This is a genomic window from Cryobacterium cheniae, assembly GCF_004403395.1.
Classification (GTDB): Bacteria; Actinomycetota; Actinomycetes; order Actinomycetales; family Microbacteriaceae; genus Cryobacterium; species Cryobacterium cheniae.
Window position 1 is genome coordinate 48,881 of the sequence record NZ_SOGN01000018.1, and the last position, 16,686, is coordinate 65,566.

The 16,686-nt window shown below is 69.6% G+C and carries 12 protein-coding genes; 5 read left to right on the forward strand and 7 right to left on the reverse strand.

All coding sequences use genetic code 11. From position 1 onward, the window contains the following. Positions 1-9: 9 nt before the first annotated feature. The 3 genes from E3T23_RS03190 to E3T23_RS03200 all read right to left on the reverse strand — a co-directional run bounded on the left by E3T23_RS03190 (position 10) and on the right by E3T23_RS03200 (position 6,644). Positions 10-4,809, reverse strand: a complete 4,800-nt coding sequence (locus tag E3T23_RS03190; RefSeq protein ID WP_134368964.1) for an SCO7613 C-terminal domain-containing membrane protein — start codon at positions 4,807-4,809, stop codon at positions 10-12. A gap of 125 nt (positions 4,810-4,934) precedes the next feature. Further along, positions 4,935-5,750, reverse strand: a complete 816-nt coding sequence (locus E3T23_RS03195) for an alpha/beta fold hydrolase (protein WP_134368965.1) — start codon at positions 5,748-5,750, stop codon at positions 4,935-4,937. 171 nt (positions 5,751-5,921) lie between these two features. Beyond that, positions 5,922-6,644, reverse strand: coding sequence for a CHRD domain-containing protein (locus E3T23_RS03200; protein WP_134368966.1), 723 nt, complete (start codon positions 6,642-6,644; stop codon positions 5,922-5,924). A 284-nt stretch (positions 6,645-6,928) separates the two neighbouring features. Here E3T23_RS03200 and E3T23_RS03205 point away from each other — a divergent pair, with 284 nt between their 5' ends. After that, a complete protein-coding gene (locus tag E3T23_RS03205; RefSeq protein WP_166806180.1) occupies positions 6,929-9,556 on the forward strand; it encodes an AMP-binding protein in 2,628 nt (875 codons plus the stop codon). 293 nt (positions 9,557-9,849) lie between these two features. On the opposite strand, the gene E3T23_RS03210 is transcribed toward E3T23_RS03205, so the two are convergent. Next, entirely contained in the window at positions 9,850-10,110 is a 261-nt protein-coding gene (locus E3T23_RS03210) for a hypothetical protein (protein ID WP_134368968.1), read from the reverse strand. Between the two features lie 222 nt (positions 10,111-10,332). On the opposite strand from E3T23_RS03210, the gene E3T23_RS03215 reads away from it, so the two are divergent. Next, complete coding sequence (locus E3T23_RS03215; RefSeq protein ID WP_134368969.1) at positions 10,333-10,626, forward strand: hypothetical protein; 294 nt, start codon at positions 10,333-10,335, stop codon at positions 10,624-10,626. 93 nt (positions 10,627-10,719) lie between these two features. Here the strand turns inward: E3T23_RS03215 and putP are convergent, their stop codons facing one another. From putP to E3T23_RS03230, 3 genes are all read right to left on the reverse strand, one after another. Next, positions 10,720-12,252 carry a sodium/proline symporter PutP gene (gene putP, locus E3T23_RS03220; protein WP_134368970.1) on the reverse strand — a complete coding sequence of 511 codons (1,533 nt, stop codon included), beginning with the start codon at positions 12,250-12,252 and terminating at the stop codon, positions 10,720-10,722. A 106-nt stretch (positions 12,253-12,358) separates the two neighbouring features. Then, positions 12,359-12,985 carry a putative antibiotic biosynthesis monooxygenase gene (locus E3T23_RS03225; protein ID WP_134368971.1) on the reverse strand — a complete coding sequence of 209 codons (627 nt, stop codon included), beginning with the start codon at positions 12,983-12,985 and terminating at the stop codon, positions 12,359-12,361. A gap of 4 nt (positions 12,986-12,989) precedes the next feature. Continuing rightward, on the reverse strand, positions 12,990-13,826 hold the full coding sequence (locus tag E3T23_RS03230; RefSeq protein ID WP_134368972.1) for an exodeoxyribonuclease III: 837 nt from the start codon (positions 13,824-13,826) through the stop codon (positions 12,990-12,992). A 193-nt stretch (positions 13,827-14,019) separates the two neighbouring features. On the opposite strand from E3T23_RS03230, the gene E3T23_RS03235 reads away from it, so the two are divergent. Genes E3T23_RS03235 through cofC form a run of 3 tightly spaced genes read left to right on the forward strand, consistent with a single transcriptional unit; the run spans position 14,020 to position 16,657 of the window. Then, complete coding sequence (locus E3T23_RS03235) at positions 14,020-15,021, forward strand: TIGR03557 family F420-dependent LLM class oxidoreductase (protein WP_134368973.1); 1,002 nt, start codon at positions 14,020-14,022, stop codon at positions 15,019-15,021. A gap of 2 nt (positions 15,022-15,023) precedes the next feature. Beyond that, positions 15,024-15,986: a coenzyme F420-0:L-glutamate ligase gene (cofE, locus tag E3T23_RS03240; protein WP_134368974.1), complete on the forward strand. Its 963-nt coding sequence runs from the start codon at positions 15,024-15,026 to the stop codon at positions 15,984-15,986. Next, positions 15,983-16,657 carry a 2-phospho-L-lactate guanylyltransferase gene (gene cofC, locus E3T23_RS03245; protein ID WP_134368975.1) on the forward strand — a complete coding sequence of 225 codons (675 nt, stop codon included), beginning with the start codon at positions 15,983-15,985 and terminating at the stop codon, positions 16,655-16,657. The genes cofE and cofC overlap by 4 nt, the downstream gene beginning before the upstream one ends. Positions 16,658-16,686 lie beyond the last annotated feature (29 nt).

A 16,686-nucleotide genomic window follows, 5' to 3' on the forward strand; every position in this document is an offset into this window, starting at 1 on the left:
GCCGAGCCGTCAGCGCAGGGCGGAGATCGTCAACGCGATCGCCTTGAAGCTCGCGATCCGCCGCTCGTAGCGGGCCGCGAGCCCGATCAGGATGAGGCCGCCCACGCCGAGCCACAGCCACCACTGCACCGCACCGTAGGCCAGCGAGATCCAGGGCCAGAGTTGCGCGACCGCGTGCACCAGCAGCACGACCGCGCCGATCACGAATGGTGCCTGCAGCCTGCGCACCAGGCCGAGCACGATCACCACGGTGGCGACGAGGCCGAGGCCCACCACCCGCCAGAGCGGACTCTCGGTGAGGTCGAGCAGCAGTGGCGGCACCAACAGCACGAGTAGTCCGGGCGCGAGCCAGCGCCAGCTGCGCGCGGCGGGCGTGACGTCGAGGTGCAGCCAGCCGGTCGCGAGCAGGGCGATGGCCAGAGGCACGCTCACGATCTCGACCGTGTCCGGCGCGGAGTGCGCATAACCGGCGGCCACCGCGACGCTGCCGGCCCCGATGGCCACCCAGGCGACCATCCGCGCCAGTCGGCTGTCGTCGTACCAGAACGCCGCGACGTGCAGCGCGGAGAAGGCCCAGACGAGGAGGATCACCCGGATTGTCGCCAGTGGCGCGTAGCCGAGGGCGAAAACCTCGGCCGTGAGTACCCCGACGATCACCACAACCACCAGACCGTAACCGAGGCGCAGCGCGGGGGCATCCGTCGCCTCGCCGCCGCCCAGGCCGGCGCTCTCAGCAGTGCGCCGGGGGACGACCACGAGGCTCGTGCCGACGGCCGCGAGGATCAGCGCGGAGGGCAGCAGCCACGCTTCGAGCCGGGTGTCGGGGCCGTCCGGGGCGAGGCCGAGCAGCGGTTGGATGCGCGTGGCCGCCGTGAGCAGGACCGTGAGCGTGCCGACGCCGAGGGCAGGCCAGGCGAGGAAGGCCCAGCGCGGCCGGGCCAGCAGGAGCGCCCCGACGATGGCGAACGCGCCGCCGACGGTCAGCGTCAGCACGGGACGGAGGAGACCGCCCGTGCCGCCGACGGTGGCACTCGGCAACAGGGCCAGGGCCAATCCGGCCGCAATCCAGCCGGCCCCCACGGCGACCGGCGCAACGGCGACCGACAAATCGGGGACAGGCACCTCGGCATCGACCGGTCGAGTGCGCCCGGCGAGCACCTGGCCGACGACGATCGCGAGGCCGAGGGTCACGGTCACGAGTTCGAACGGTTCGGTGGCATCCGTCCACACGGCGGCCACCAGGGCGAGCCCGGCCAGCCCCGCGGCGACCCAACCGGTGGCCGTGGTCAGCGGTGCGCGCGGCCGCCAGACGGCGAGCACGTGCACGACCCCGAGTGCGAGCACGAGAACGGATGCGCGCACCGCGATCACGATGGCGTCATCGGCTGCTCCGACCCAGGCGAACGCGGCGATCTCGGCCATCGTCACGGTCACGAGCACCAGAATGAGCAGGGTGATGCCCGCGATGCTGCGCGGTCGGCGGGTCGACGGGTCCGTACGCCTGACGAGCAGGAACGCCCCCGCCGCGGCGGCGGCGAAGGGGAGGAACCAGTATTCGAGACGCACGTCGGGCGCGCCGGGTTCGCCAAGCACGCGGAGCAGCTGCACGATGCTCGTCACGAGGAGTCCGAGCGCCCCGCTCACCCAGGCGGCGGCCAGGTAGGCCGAGCGGGGCGGGGCCCAGCGCCCGGCACCGGCGCCGAGCAGCAGCACCGCGGAGGCCAGGGCGAGGACGATCGGACGCACGGGCGAGCCGGAGGCCGAGGCGAGCGCCAGGGGCACGATCGCCACGAACAGGCCGGCCAGGGAGAGCAGCGCGGCCGCCGGACTCGCCGCTTCGGTGCGCGGGACCCGGCCGAACCGCCGGATCAGGACGGCCAGGATCAGCAGCACACCGGCGACCGGGAGCACATACGGCTCGAGGGTCTCGGCTCCGCCGCGGTTCAGCCCGACCCACAGGCCGGCCGTGCCGAGCAGCAGGGCGGGCCAGCCGAGATGGCGTCGCGGCGAACGGGAACCGAAGAGCCCGTCCGGGGCGATCGCCGTGACGAGGGCGGTCACGCCGGCCAGGAGCAGCACGAGCCAGGCGAAGGGGCTCCGGCCGGCGAGCACGATCAGCGTGCCGAGAATCAGGATGATGGCCGCGCCGGCCTCGAGGGCGAGTCGGTCCGTTCGCGCGCGGGCGCCGCGGGCCGTGTCCCCGGCCGCCAACGTGCCGAGCGCGAGGCCGAGGGCGCACACCAGGAGTGCCGACGTCGCCATGGCGATGCCGTCGACCGTGGCCGGGACATCCGCCGCCACCCGCACGGACCAGAACAGCGCGAGCAGCGTGGGTGCGGCGGCGCCCAGGGCCACGAAACGCTCGATCCGGGCGGTGCCGGGGTTGCCGCGCAGGCCCAGCCACACTCCGATGGCGGCGAGCAGGAGCGCCGTGGGCACGATCGACAGGGCGGGTGCGCCCAGGAGCAGTGCGGCAGCCTCACCGGTCTGCAGGCTCTCCGCAAGCCCCGCGGCCGGCAGGGCGACGGCCATCACGGTGGGGGCCAGCAGCGTCCAGAACGCCCACCGGCGCTCGGTGTCGGTGAGAATTCGGCCTGCGGGGAACGCGACCGCGAGCTGCAACAGCGCGGTCGCGAGGGCGACGGCGCGCAGTCCGTCGACGAGCAGGACCGGGTCAGACGGCGATTCGGCCAGCGTCAGGGCCCACGGCGTGACGACGGCCGCGACGACGGTGAGCGCCACGGCCCCGGCCAGGAGGATGCCCCGGCCGACGGCGGCGGTGCGATCGAGCAGCAGCCGGGCAAGGAAGAGCGCCAGGATCGCCGAGACCGAGCCGATCCACCAGGTGGTGCTGCTGTGCCAGCCGATGATGTAGCCGAACGTCTCGGCCAGGATCAGGAAGGTCACGGTCACGGGCAGGAACGCGCCGAGCGGCAGCCGGCCCCGTCGGTCCAGCAGCAGCACGGCCAGCGCAAGGGCGCCGAGGACGACGTAGAGCACGGTCATCACGGCGAGCGGGCCGGTAAAGGGAACCAGCAGCACCGCGACGCCCATGAACAGCGAGGCGACGACACGACGGCGCGGTTTCAGGATGCCGCCCAGCGCCCAGGCGAGGCCGACGAGCACGCCGACGGCGGCCAGCGTGCCGAGCGCCCAGGCGTTGTCCGCCACGGTGTCCGCCATCGGCTCGTCGCTGGCGGCCAGCCCGCTGAGCAGGGCGACGCCGAGCGGCCACGCCGCGGAGGCGATGACGAGGATCGCGGCGTTCACCGCGACCACGGCCGCTGTCGCGCCGGCCACGATGACGGCCGTACGGACCGGCCCGGCGGTGCGGCGCCCCGCGGAGAGTTCGGCGGCGAGGGAGAGCGCCACGGCGATCAGGAGCGGCAGGGTCAGTGCCAGCGTCAGGCTCTCGGCGCGGTTGGCCACGATCGGGGCGATGCTGGTGACAGACAGCGCGGCGAGGGCCGCCGAGCCGTAGCCGAACAGGCGGTAGGCGACCGCGGCATCCGCCCGGGGCAGGATAACGAGCAGGTGCAGCAGGGCGACGACCGCCACGGCGCCCAGGGTCCAGAGCGGGGCGAGGACGGTGGCCTCGTCGACGAACGGGGCGGTGGTGCCGGCGCCGATCAGCGCGAGCGCCGCCAGGGTGAGTAGGGCCAGGCGCTCCGGAACGCGGTCGACCGATGGCCAGTGGTGATGCCGCACGCCGGCGGTCCCCGCGGCGCTGGCGACGGAGGCGTCCCGGGGGACGGCGGCCGGAGACGCCGGCATGGTCGGCGGGGTCGGCAGGGTGAACCGATGGAGGAGCGCGCCCACCGCGGCGCCGAGGAACCCGAGGTAGAGGCGGGTTTCATCCGGTTGGCCGGCGGCGAGACCGGCGGTGAGAAGGCCGACTCCCGGCGCGGCGACGGCGAATCCGGCCACGCTGGCGATCCGGAGGCCGGAGAAAGCGTGCCAGCCGAGGAACAGCGCGGCGCAGGCCGACAGGGTGACACCCCAGTAGGCCGGGCCGTCCGCGGATGCGAGGCCGAACAGGTCGTTCGCACGCAGCGCCCAGGCGTCGAGGAGAACGAGCACCACGGCCAGCACGCCGATTCCCTCGGCCGTGGCGACGAGTCGTCTGCGCCGCAGAACGCCGGCCGTGATGAGCGCGGCGATGGTGAACAGCGCGATGATCGCCGACCGCACCGCGAGCCCGGCGAAGATCCAGGCCACCGTGAGGAAGAAGATGGCAGCCACCGCCACCAGCGTCACACCGACGAGCAGCAGCAGGATCTGCACGCTCGAACGCCGGGGAACGTCCGGTACGAATGCGGGGGTGGGCCGGCGGGCAGCGTCCGGCGGGCGGGGAGGCAGGAAAGCAGGTGTGGGAGGGGCGGTGGCCGCGGTGGCACGGGGCGGCGCGAGCGGCACCGCGGGTAGGGCGCTCGCGGTCGCTGGGGGCGCGAACGCTTGTCGCGGTGCTGTTGCGGGAGCGCTGGGAGGGACCGGTGCGGGAGCGGTGGCGACCGGCGCGTGGTCGGCAGCGAACCGCGCAGCCAGCTGCGCTTCGGCGACATCGAAACGGATGCGCCCGATCAGCTCGCGACGGCGGTCGAGGGCGGCGGCGGCATCCGTTGACGCGGTCAACAGCAGCGACGATGCGGGGTGACCTAGGTCGAGCCCGCAGGTCGAGCAGACGGGGGAACGCAGCAGGGTGCGGCAGGCCGGGCACCGGGTGGTGTCGGTGAGCTCGGCGGCGCTTCGCGGCCAGACGACGGTGCCGGCGAACTCCGTATAGGAGTCGTCTGAATCGGTCCGTGACATCGTGGCCCCTCGCTGGATGTGAACGACCCCAAGGGTACTGGGTGGCGGTTCCCTGCGGCGCGCGCACGGAAAACCGGGGGAAAACCGGCCGGTGCGTGCCTCCAGTCCCCGCGGCCGAGCCGCTTCTAGAGCCGGTGCTCCGCCAGCCAGTCCACGAGTACGCGCTGGAAATCCGCCGGCCGTTCGACGTTCGGCAGGTGTGCGGTGTCGCGGAACGTGCAGCCGCTGACGTCAGGAAGTGTCGACAGGAGGTACTCGTATTCGGCGAGGTGCGGGGTGATGTCGAACTCGCCGACCGTGACGAGTGCGGGCACCTCGATGTCGCTGACCTGGTTGACGGCGGGCGGCTCGAGCGGAATCGGTGTCGGGTCCTCCTCCGCATGCGCGGCGTTGACGCGGCCCAGCGCGTAGGCCGTGGCCACGAATTCGGGGTCGAGGTCGGCCTCGTTGCGGAGAGGGCCGAACGCCCAGAGCGCCACCTCGAGGCGCGCCAGCCGGTGCCAGTCCTGGGCGTCGAATGCGTCATCCATCTCGTCGAACCGGGCGTCCTCGACATCGGTCAGTTCGATTTCGGGGAACCCGCTGGGCCCGGCTCCCACGGTCACCAGGCCCTTCACGCGGTCGGGGCTCTCCACGGCCAGATCGATGGCGGTCCCGCCGCCGCGGGAGCACCCGACCAGCGTGGCCGACGCCACCCCGAGGTGGTCGAGAACCGCGCGGGCGTCCGCGCGCGCGGAGAAATCCACGTTATCGCTGGTCGTCTGGCCGCATCCGCGGCTATCGAAACGGATGACGAAGTGGTCGGCAGCCAGCGCGTCGACCTGCGGGTCCCACATCCGCAGATTGGCGATGCCGGCGTGCAGCAGCAGGAGCGCCGGTGACGATACGTGGCCCGCCGTCTCGTAGTAGAGCGAGGCGCCTGGAACGGTGAGGTGAGGCATGATTCAGAGTATGCGCCCGGTGGGTGCCGCGGCAAGGAAAAGCCCTGAGCAGGCGAGAACAGACGAATTGTGGAACCCTCTGGTCGCGACGGTCATTCCAGCACGCCGATGGCCCATCCAGGAGGATGGGCCATCGTGTGTTCAACCCCCAAGAAGGGCCTTGGGTGTTGTCTATCGCAGGACGCCGCAGGCGGCCGGGTCGGTCGCTTCTGCTGGCAGGTTCGGGTCGAGTTCGCTCGCTCCCGCGCTGAAATCGTAGGAGCCGTTGCCGTTGTAGTCGACGCCATGGATCACGACGACGCCTTCGCCCTCGCGGATGGACTCTGCGATTTCTTTGGCCGTACCTGTGCCGGCGGGGCCGGGGTATCCGGTTCCCGCCACCTTGGTGATGTGGAGATTGTCGCGGCTGTAGTGGTAACCGCCGTCCGCGGAAACCGGGAACCGGGTGACGTCCAGGAAGCTGGCCGGTGAGGTGTCGCCCGTCGTAGTCAGCGAGACGACAACGGGTCCGTAGGCCGGAATTCCTTCCACGGTGTTCAGGCGGCCGTCATCGTTGCTGTCCAGCGCAAGGGTGGGGCACTCGTTCTGCGCTTGGTTGCCGTAGTGAATATGTTGAGCGTGTGGAGCGTTGGGCGTCAGTCCGGAGGCGTGCACTTCTATGTGCTTGATCTTCTGGTTGCGAACTGCCGCGGTTGCAGTTCCGGATGCCCCGGAGCCGTTGAGTTCCGTGAGGTTTGCGGTCAGCGTCACCGTTTTGGAGGCGCCTTCGGATTGCGGGGTCTGCGCGTGAGCCGCGCCGGATCCGAGTACGCCTGCGGCGAGTAGCGCAACAGTCGAAACCCCGAGAATGCCGATGGAATGTCGTTTCACGATTTCTCCTTGGTCAGTGGTCAACGAGGAGTTCCCGTTGATAGTCGGTGATTCGGAGCGGACGGCAATGAGGTTTGGTCACTTGTTCAAGGTCGATGGAGGGATTTTCTGACGCGTCGGCATCAGAAGGGCGAGGGGAGCACCGTTCCGACGTCGAGTTGCGTGTTCGCGGTGGACGCGGCACGCATGAAGTAAGGTAAGCCTTGCCTCAAATTTACGGGGGGCGAGACCCTGAACCAGAGATAGCCGTGCGCACCGAAAAAACGAACGACGCATCCTTTCCCGCAAAGCCGTGCGCGGTAGACCCCGTGACGAGCAATCAACGCGACCCGGCGGCCGGGTTCGAGGCCCTCCGGCTCCTCGCAGGAGATCCGTCCGCGACTGCCCTTGTGACCGCGAATGGAAGCATCAGCTATGCCGAACTGGACGAACTGATCCGAGACCGGCGGAAAATGCTGGGATCGGGGCGCCGTCTTGTCATGGTGTCGTGCGCGAACGCCCTGGAGCCCCTGGTGACCTATCTCGCCGCGCTCGCGGCGGGGCATCCGGTCCTCCTGGTCGCCGGCGATGGGGACGAGCCGAGCCAGGAGCGAAACAGAAACGGGCTCCTCGAACGTTACGACCCCGACGTGGTTTTGACACCCGTTGGCAACGAGTGGCGTCTGGACGAGCGACGCGAGGGAAGCCGGCATTCGTTGCACCCTGAGCTGGCACTGCTCCTCAGCACCTCGGGCTCGACAGGATCACCGAAGCTTGTCCGGCTGTCCCGTGAGAATGTGTGCAGCAACGCGAGGAGCATCGCCGACTACCTCGCCCTGACCCCGCAGGACCGGGCGGCCACAACGCTGCCGATGCATTACTGCTACGGGCTCTCAGTCGTGAACAGTCACCTGATCTCCGGCGCGAGCCTGCTGCTCACCGAGCGTTCGGTGGTCGACCCTGAATTCTGGAATGAGTTCGAAGAGGCAGAGGCCACCTCCTTCGCCGGCGTTCCTTACACCTTCGACCTTCTCGATTCGACCGGTTTCGCCGGGCGCGAGCATGCGAGCCTGCGCTACGTCACCCAGGCCGGCGGTCGACTCGGCCCCGACCGAGTGCGCGGTTACGCCCGACTGGGCCAGGAACGCGGCTTCGATTTCGTCGTCATGTACGGCCAGACAGAGGCGACCGCACGGATGGCCTACCTGCCGCCTGAGCTGGCGGAGACCCGGCCCGAATCCATTGGAATCCCAATACCGGGCGGGCAGTTCCGCATCGACGACGCCGATGAGGACTCGGTCGGAAACCTCGTGTACACCGGCCCGAACGTCATGATGGGATACGCGGAGAGCCCGGCGGAGCTCGCCGCTGGATCGACAGTGGGGGATCTGCGCACCGGCGATCTAGCCCGCCGGCACGACGACGGACTCTTCGAGATCGTCGGGCGGAGCAGTCGCTTCGTCAAGATATACGGCCTGCGGATCGACCTCGACCGGGTCGAGCGGATCCTCGCCGACGACGGCGTCGAAGTTCGGGTGGTCAACCTCGAGGAACGCCTGGTGGTGTTCGTGCGGCAACGGTGGGCTCTCGGGCTTGTCGCGCCGATTGCAGCGAAGGCGCTCGGCCTGCCCGGTCACATCGTCCGGGCGCACCTGGTCGAGGAGTTCCCCCTGACGTCCAGCGGCAAGCCAGACACCGCGAGCCTGCTTCGGCAGGCGGCGCTCCTCGAGCGAAAAGTCCTGCTGGTGGACCGCTCAGAAACGGTGACGGCGGAAAATATCCGGGCTCTCTATGCAACCCTCCTCGACCGCCCGGACGCGGTCGAGGATGACAGCTTCGTTGCGCTGCACGGCGACTCACTGAGTTACGTCGAGGTCTCGGTGCGGCTCGAGCAGATGCTCGGCACGCTCCCCAGGGACTGGCCCGCGACCTCGGCCCGGGAGCTCGCCAGCCACGGAACCGCACCGGTCGGGGGGCGACCCCGACGCACGCTGGCGCGCATGGAGACATCCGTCGTACTCCGGGCTGTCGCCATCGTGCTGGTCACGGGGACGCACGCCAACCTCTTCCACATGCAGGGCGGAGCTCATCTGCTGCTCGGAATCCTGGGCTTCAACCTGGCCCGATTCCAGTTCGCCGAGGTTCCGCCATCGATGCGGCTCAGGAAGCTTCTTCGCAGCGCCGTCCAGATCTTCGTCCCGGCCGTGCTGTGGGTCGGTGGAGTCGCCCTGGTCGGCGGGATGTATGAACCTGCGACGGTCTTCATGCTGCACAACCTGCTCGGCGGCGGCGATCGCTGGACGGTGCAGTGGCAGTACTGGTTCTTGGAATCCGTCGTGTGGACGATCCTCGGTCTGGCACTCGTCTTCTGCGTGCCCCAGCTCGACCGGCTCGAGCGCCGATACCCCTTCGTCTTCGCGGCCTCCTTCGTCGCGGGCGCGCTGCTGCTGCGCCTGCTGCTGACCGGGGGTGTCGAGGCGGGGCCGACCGAACGGTATTCGCTGCCGGTCGTGCTCTGGCTCATCGCTCTCGGCTGGCTCATCGCGCGTTCCACCGACGCTCGTCGACGGGTGCTGAGCTCGGTGGTCGTCGTGCTGACCGTTTCGGGCTTCTTCGGGGACCCGGGCCGTGAGGCGATCACGATCGCGGGACTCCTGCTCCTGCTGTGGATTCCGGCGGTGCCGCTGCCGCGGATTTTGGTGCCGGTTCTCAGCGTCGCGGCCTCGGCATCGTTGTTCGTATATCTCGTCCATTGGCAGGTCTTCCCGCTTTTCAGGGGCGATTTCCCACTGCTCGCCACCCTTGCTTCCGTCACGGTGGGCATCCTCGCCTGGCAGGGCTATTCCGCACTGAGCGGTTGGTGGACGGCCCATCCGGCGGCCTGGGTCCGCACGCGACTGTCCGATGTCTTCGCGACAACGACGTCGGCCGGTCGCGACCGGAGAGGCGATTGCTGACGACCTTCCGGCGTCGTCTCGGTTGAGAAGACGAGCCCTGGGTCAGAATGGTGCGGGTTCGGGTGCAACGTTCGCCTCGGCCTCCGCGGGTGTCGGTGGCGGTGGCGGGGTCGATTCCGGGTCCGGGGCCGGTGACGCCGAACGGATGACCGTGGCCGGCTCGCTCACGAACGTGCGCCCTGTCGGTGAGGTCCACTGCAGCAAGCCGTCGCCGAGGTGCACCACCTGCCACCCGGTCTCGCTTTTCAGAGCATGACACGCCGGACACAGATGGGCGAGGTTGTCGTTCGCGGTCAGCCCGTCGAATTGCCAGTCCAGTGAATGGTCGAGATCACAGTGCGCCGCCGACCGGTTGCAGCCCGGGAACCGACACGTTTTGTCCCGCACCCCGGCAGCCTCGCCGCCGCGTTCGCCCGGGCCTGCCCGAACCGGCGGCCCGCCTCGACCAGTTCCGCCCGCCGGGCGAACGCCTGCGCGATGGCCCGCTCGGCCGCCGCGATCGCCTCGAAATACTCCGCGAGAGCCTCCTGCTCGTCGATGAATGAGGGCTTCATGAGACACACGCTACGGGCACCCACCGACATTCCACGCGGCATCCGCTCACCCACACGTGCCCTGTGGATAACTCGATCACACCCACATTGTGGAGGGAGGAGCAGGGCCACGTCGGTCCCGGCGCGACTCAGCCGGCCCTGCCGAACCAGGTCGTGACGCCGGGCGAGTACAGTACGGACTCCGCGCCTGTGCCCGAGCGTCGAGGGGCGTACTCTGTCGGCATGAAAGAGGACACTGGTGCCCACGGGCACGGCCTGGGCGGTCGATATGTGCACTTCGTCGATTGGATGAACAGCAAACTGGTGCGCGCGATGGGTCCGCCGAACCTGGGGCCATATGAGGAGGTCGTGACGAAGATCGGTGCGGCGGTGTGCCCGGTGTGCGGCCGACCGATGGCCGAGCACAACATCGATCACTCCACCCCGAACGCGGTTCTCAACTGCCCGGCGGAGCACAAACCGGAGCCGCCGGGCCATCCGGTCAACGAGTTCGGGATGTCCAAACCACCCGGCTGACGCCCCGGCGCGTTGGGCGAGACCGGAACGGCACCTGCCGCCGACCGAGATCGGCCGGAAGCAGGTGCCGCCTTCAGTGCTGGTCCTGCGGCGCTACCTGTTGCGAGCCGAGCCGGCCACGGGCACGGCGGACACCTCGGGCGCCCGGTAGTCGTCATGGGCCTGGGCCACGGCGGCGTCGAATTCGGCGTCGATTTCGGCGGACGGCTTGTAGGTGGCCAGGGAGACCACCACGGCCACCACCAGGCTGGCGATGAAGCCCGGGACGATCTCGTACATGGTGTCGCTCAACGGGGAGTTGCCCCAGGCGAAGACGACGACGGCGCCGGTGACCATGGAGGCCAGCGCACCCCAGGTGGAGAGCTTCCTCCAGTACAACGAGAGCAGGACAACAGGGCCGAACGCGGCGCCGAAACCGGCCCAGGCGAAGCCGACCAGTTCCAGAATGGTCGCATCCCGGTTCAGCGCGATCACTCCGGCCACGACCGCAACGAGCAGGACGCCGAGGCGTCCGAGCATGATCAGCTGCTTCGGCGATGCGTCTTTCTTGCCCACGATCTTGTAGAGATCTTCAACCAGCGCCGAGGAGCAGACGATCAGCTGCGACGAGATCGTGCTCATGATGGCGGCGAGCACAGCGGCCAGCACCAGGCCGGCGACGAACGGGTGGAACAGGATCTGCGAGAGCAGCAGGAAGACCGTTTCCGGGTTCGACAGCGTCACCTCGGGGTGCTGCTGGAAGTAGGCGATGCCGATCAGTCCGGTGACGATGGCGCCGAGGGCGGTGAGGATCATCCAGCCGATGCCGATCCGGCGTCCGGCCTTGGCATCCTGCGGGGTGCGCAGGGCCATGAAGCGCACGATGATGTGCGGCTGGCCGACGTAGCCGAGGCCCCAGGCGGCGGCGGAGATGACGCCGAGAACGGATCCGCCGGCGGTCAGCGAGAGCAGATCGGGGTTGACCTCGCGGATGGAGTCGAGAGTTGCGGTGAGGCCGCCGGTGGCGTTCAGAGCGACCACAGGGACGACGACGAGCGCGACGAGCATCAGGATGCCCTGGGCGACGTCGGTGAGGGTGGCGCCGAGGAAACCGCCGAAGAGCGTGTAGAGCAGGGTGACTCCGGCGACGATCAGCATGCCGGTCAGGAAGGTGGAGCCGAAGGAGTTCTCGAAGAACACGCCGCCGGCGACCATGCCGGAGGATACATAGAACGTGAAGAACACCAGGATGATCACGCCGGAGACTGAGCGCAGCAGGCGCGACGTGTCCTTGAGCCGGTTCTCGAAGAAGCTCGGGATGGTGATGGAATCGTTCGCAACGTGGGTGTAGGAACGCAGCCGGGGGGCCACGAACTTCCAGTTCAGCCACGCACCGATGGTCAGGCCGATGGCGATCCACGCCTCCACCAGGCCGGCCACGTAGATGGCGCCGGGGAGTCCCAGCAGGAGCCAGCCGGACATGTCCGAAGCGCCGGCGCTGAGCGCAGCGACGCCGGGTGTCAGGCCGCGGCCCGCGAGCATGTAGTCGTCGAGATCTTTGGTCTGCCGGAAGGCGAACCAGCCGATCGCGAGCATGGCGGCGAGATACAAAGTAATCGCCACGAGTTGGAAAGTCTGATCCGTCATTGGATTCCCTTTATTCGGATGCCCGGATCGCGGGCATTCGGATGCCCGGAGTGCGGGCGATTGCAGTCCCCAAGTATCACAGAGAAATCAGAACCCCCCGTACTGGCTACGCGGCGGCGGGCCGTCGCATCAGCCAGGGGCGCAGCATCCGGGTGATCTGAGGCATGACCAGGAAGGTCATGGCCGGCGCCATCACGAACGTGGTGATCAGGATCTTGGGCAGGATGTCCACGTCGTGCCAGCCCGGGATGAGCCAGGTCGCGAGCAGGGTGAAGGCCAGGTTCGAGGGGAAGAAACCCAGCCCGATGCTCACGGCCTGCTTCCAGCGCGGCACCTGGAACGACGGCGCGGCGTCGGCATCGTCATCGTCGGAGACCGGGGCATCGAACCAGCCCTCGATGCCCGTGCGCTTCTCCACGCGGGCGTCGAGGATGAGATCGTGACCGTCGATCAGCCAGTGGGCGCGCTCCTCGGAGCCCTCCCAGGCATCCAGCTGGTCGGAGGTCGCGAAGCGGTAGAGCATGTGCCAGCTGAGGGAGTCTGCGGTGGCGCGCACCCAGCCGGAGCCGAGAAAGCCCGGGAACTCGCCGGCCATGTCCATTCCCCGCTGGGCCCCGCGGGTGGCCTCCGGGATGCGGGTCGGCTCGACGCGACGGGTGACGGAGACCGTGACGGAGGTCGCCGGGCGCGCTCGTGGTGTTCCTTTGGGATTCTCCGGGGGTACGGAGGACATTCGGTTAGAAGATCATCGGGCGGTCGTCGTCTTCGCCCTCGAGGACCAGCTCCACGACCACGGGCACGTGGTCGCTCGGCGCGTCGCCCTTGCGCTCGTTACGGTGGATGCTCGCGGCGGTCACCAGCTCCGCGAAGGAGTGGGAGCCCAGGATGAAGTCGATCCGCATGCCCTCGTTGCGGGGGAATCGCAGCTGCTTGTAGTCCCAGAAGGTGAAGCCCTCCGGTGCCAGCGGGCGCACCACATCGACGATGCCCTCGGCCTCGAAGGCGTGGAACGCGGCCCGCTCGGGCTCGGAGATGTGGGTGGACTGGCCGGGAACGAAGCTCGGGTCGCCCATGTCGCGCTCGAACGGGGCCACGTTCCAGTCACCCATCAGCGCGAGGGCCAGGTGCGGGTCGCGGGCCAGTTCGTCCCGGGCATGCGCGCGGAGGCGCTCCAGCCAGTCCAGCTTGTAGGCGAAGTGCGGGTCGTCGATCGCGCGTCCGTTCGGAACGTACAGGCTCCACAGCCGCAGGTCCTCCACGGTGACGCCGAGCGCCCGGGCCTCGAGCGGCAGGCCGGGACCCTCCTGGCCTTTCAGGAAGCCGGGCATGCCGGGGAAGCCGGTGGCGACATCCGTCATCTCGTGGCGGCTGGCGAAGGCGACGCCGTTCCACTGGCTGAGGCCGTGGACGGCCAGCTCGTAACCGGCGTCCTCGAACGCCTGCGCCGGGAACTGCTCGGGCTTGCACTTGATCTCCTGCATCGCGAGCACGTCGATGTCTTCGCGCACCATCCAGTCCACGACCCGGCCGACTCGGGCACGGATGGAGTTGACGTTCCAGGTGGCGATGCGCATGCTTCCAGCCTATTTGACGGATGCCGCGTGACGGCTTCCGCGCGGGTGCAGCGCCGTTACGCGTGTGGCGTGCCAGGCGCGTACCGGCGCAGCACCCGCGCACCGGCTGCGCCGGGGTTTCCGGGCGGGGGAGGGGTGTTCTCGGAGACTGGAGTGACAGGATTGAGGCCTACGACAAGGCAGGGCGGTACCCATGACGGATTTGCAGATCGGCTATGCGGCGATGCTGGAGCAATTCGCCCCCGCGGAAGCGGTGGCCCTCTCGGTCTACGCCGAGGAGCACGGCTTCACCGGGGTGATGGCGGCGGACCACTTCCAGCCGTGGGTGCCCGCGCAGGGCGAGTCATCGTTCGTCTGGAGTGTGCTGGCCGCGATCGGTGAGCGCACGAAGGGCGACCTCGGGCCCGGCGTGACCGCGCCCACCTTCCGGTGGCACCCGGCCATGGTCGCCCAGGCCTCCGCGACCCTCGCTTCGATGTATCCCGGCCGCCACTGGCTCGGCCTGGGCTCGGGCGAGGCCCTCAACGAGCACATCGTCGGCCAGTACTGGCCGGAAGCCCCCGAGCGGATCAACCGCATGTTCGAGGCCATCGAGATCATCTCGAAACTGTTCACCGCCTCCATCGCCGGCAAAGACGTCAAGCACTCGGGTCAGTTCTACAAGCTCGAGTCGACCCGGCTGTGGACCATGCCCGAGGTGGCCCCGGAGATCCTCGTCGCCACGGCCGGCCCGGTCACCGCCAAGCGCGCCGGGCGCCACGCCGACGGCCTGATCACGGTCGGAGCGCCGCTGGAGAAGATCTCGATGCTGTTCGGCAAGTTCGACGACGGCGCCCGCGATGCCGGCAAGGACCCGGCCTCGATGCCGAAGGTGCTGCAGCTGCACATGAGCTGGGCCGAGACCGACGAAGAGGCCATGCGGAACGCGCTGGTCGAGTGGCCCAACGGCGGAATGAAATTCCCGAAGGCGGACATCCGTTCACCGTTTGAATTCGAGCAGATCGCCAAGCTCGTGCGCCCCGAGGATTTCGAGGGTCGCATGATCATCTCGGCCGACCCCGACGACCACCGCGCGTACATCCAGAAGTTCGTCGACCTCGGCTTCGACCGCATCTACCTGCACAATGTGGGTCGCAATCAGCGCCAGTGGATCGACGTGTTCGGGCGCGACGTGCTGCCGCAGCTCAAGCGTTGACTATGACGGAAGGGACGCCGGCGTCGAGCCTGCCGAGCGTCGACGCGGAAGAACTGCGCGTCTTCGTGCTGGAGGGTATCGGTGAGGTCGCGTCCGGCGACGACCTGGCCGCACTCATCGGGGGTGCGGCCGGCGGTCGGCTTCGGCACGGGGACATTCTCGCGGTGACGAGCAAGATCGTGTCCAAGGCCGAGGGCAGGCAGGTGGCGGCCGGCGACCGCGAGCAGGCGATCACCGACGAGACCGTGCGGGTGGTGGCGACCCGGGCGTTCCCGGGCGGGGTCACCCGCATCGTCGAGAACCGGCAGGGCCTCGTGATGGCCGCGGCCGGCGTCGACTCGAGCAACACCCCCGACGGCACCGTGCTGCTGCTGCCGGTCGACCCGGACGCCTCCGCCCGCGCGCTCTGCCTGGCCCTGCGCACGAGCACCGGGCTGCGCGTCGGCGTGATCATCACCGACACCGTCGGCCGCCCCTGGCGGGAAGGCCAGACCGACATCGCGATCGGCGCGGCCGGCGTTGCCGTGCTCGACGACCTGCGGGGCACGGATGACGCGTTCGGCCGCCGCCTGGACGTCACCGTCGCCGCCGTGGCCGACGAGATCGCCGGCGCGGCCGACCTGGTGAAGGGCAAGACCAGCGGCAACCCCGTCGCCGTGGTGCGCGGGCTCGGGCGCCTCGTGGGCGAGCTCGACGAGGTGGACGCGCGCGGCTCTGTGGTTGCGAGTGGTTCTGTGGTTGCGGGTGGTTCTGTGGCCGCCGGCGGTTCTGTGGACGCGCGCGGCGCGGCCCGGCTGCTGCGGCCGAGCGAGAACGACATGTTCCGGCTGGGGAGCGCCGAGGCGCACGCGGAGGGTTTTGCCGACGGGTACGCGGCGGGGCTGGCCGCGGCTGCCGCAGTGCCCGGTGCCGCCGGTGCGGCTCCGGGTGCTGCTGCCGGCGACGCGGCATCCGCCACCCGATGAGCTGGGTCGCGATCGTGCCGGTGAAGGGAAACCCCGGGGCGAAGAGCCGGCTGGGCGAGCGGCCCGATCGGGCCGGGTTGGCGGATGCGTTCGCGCTCGACACGGTCGCGGCTCTGCTCGCGGCGCGCGGCATCGACCGGGTGCTGGTGGTCACCGGCGACGGCGAACTCGCGGCCCTGCTCGCCGATCTCGGGGCCGACATCGTGCGCGAGGACCCGGTGCGCGCCTCGGCAGTGCCGACCGATCCGCTGAACGCGGCCATCCGGCAGGGTCTCCTGGTCGCCCGCGCGCGGTTTCCGCAGGCGAGCCTGGCCGTGCTGACCGGCGACCTGCCGGCGCTGACCCCCGCGGATGTCGACCGCACCCTGAATCTCGCCGCCGCACACGAGCGGAGCCTGGTACCCGATGCCGCCGGAACCGGCACCACGACCCTGCTCGCGCTCGCCGGGACCCCGATGGAACCTCGTTTCGGGGTGGGGTCCCGGACCGCCCATGAGGCCGCCGGCCATGTGCCGCTCGGACTGCCGACATCCGTTTCGATCCGCCACGACGTGGATACCGCCGCCGATCTCGGGGTGGCTCAGCAGCTCGGCCTCGGCGTGCACACGCGGCTGCTCGTCGACGGAGCTCCCGGGCGGCCGTCGTCGTGCACTGACCGGCGCGACGCCTAAGCCGGAGATTTTCCGGAAACGCCGGTGGA

Coding starts and splice junctions, on each gene's coding strand:
- putP (WP_134368970.1), bottom strand. CDS start 12,252: ATGACGGATCAGACTTTCCAACTCGTGGCGATTACTTTGTATCTCGCC.
- E3T23_RS03210 (WP_134368968.1), bottom strand. CDS start 10,110: ATGAAGCCCTCATTCATCGACGAGCAGGAGGCTCTCGCGGAGTATTTC.
- E3T23_RS03235 (WP_134368973.1), top strand. CDS start 14,020: ATGACGGATTTGCAGATCGGCTATGCGGCGATGCTGGAGCAATTCGCC.
- E3T23_RS03225 (WP_134368971.1), bottom strand. CDS start 12,985: ATGTCCTCCGTACCCCCGGAGAATCCCAAAGGAACACCACGAGCGCGC.
- cofC (WP_134368975.1), top strand. CDS start 15,983: ATGAGCTGGGTCGCGATCGTGCCGGTGAAGGGAAACCCCGGGGCGAAG.
- E3T23_RS03190 (WP_134368964.1), bottom strand. CDS start 4,809: ATGTCACGGACCGATTCAGACGACTCCTATACGGAGTTCGCCGGCACC.
- E3T23_RS03230 (WP_134368972.1), bottom strand. CDS start 13,826: ATGCGCATCGCCACCTGGAACGTCAACTCCATCCGTGCCCGAGTCGGC.
- E3T23_RS03215 (WP_134368969.1), top strand. CDS start 10,333: ATGAAAGAGGACACTGGTGCCCACGGGCACGGCCTGGGCGGTCGATAT.
- E3T23_RS03195 (WP_134368965.1), bottom strand. CDS start 5,750: ATGCCTCACCTCACCGTTCCAGGCGCCTCGCTCTACTACGAGACGGCG.
- cofE (WP_134368974.1), top strand. CDS start 15,024: ATGACGGAAGGGACGCCGGCGTCGAGCCTGCCGAGCGTCGACGCGGAA.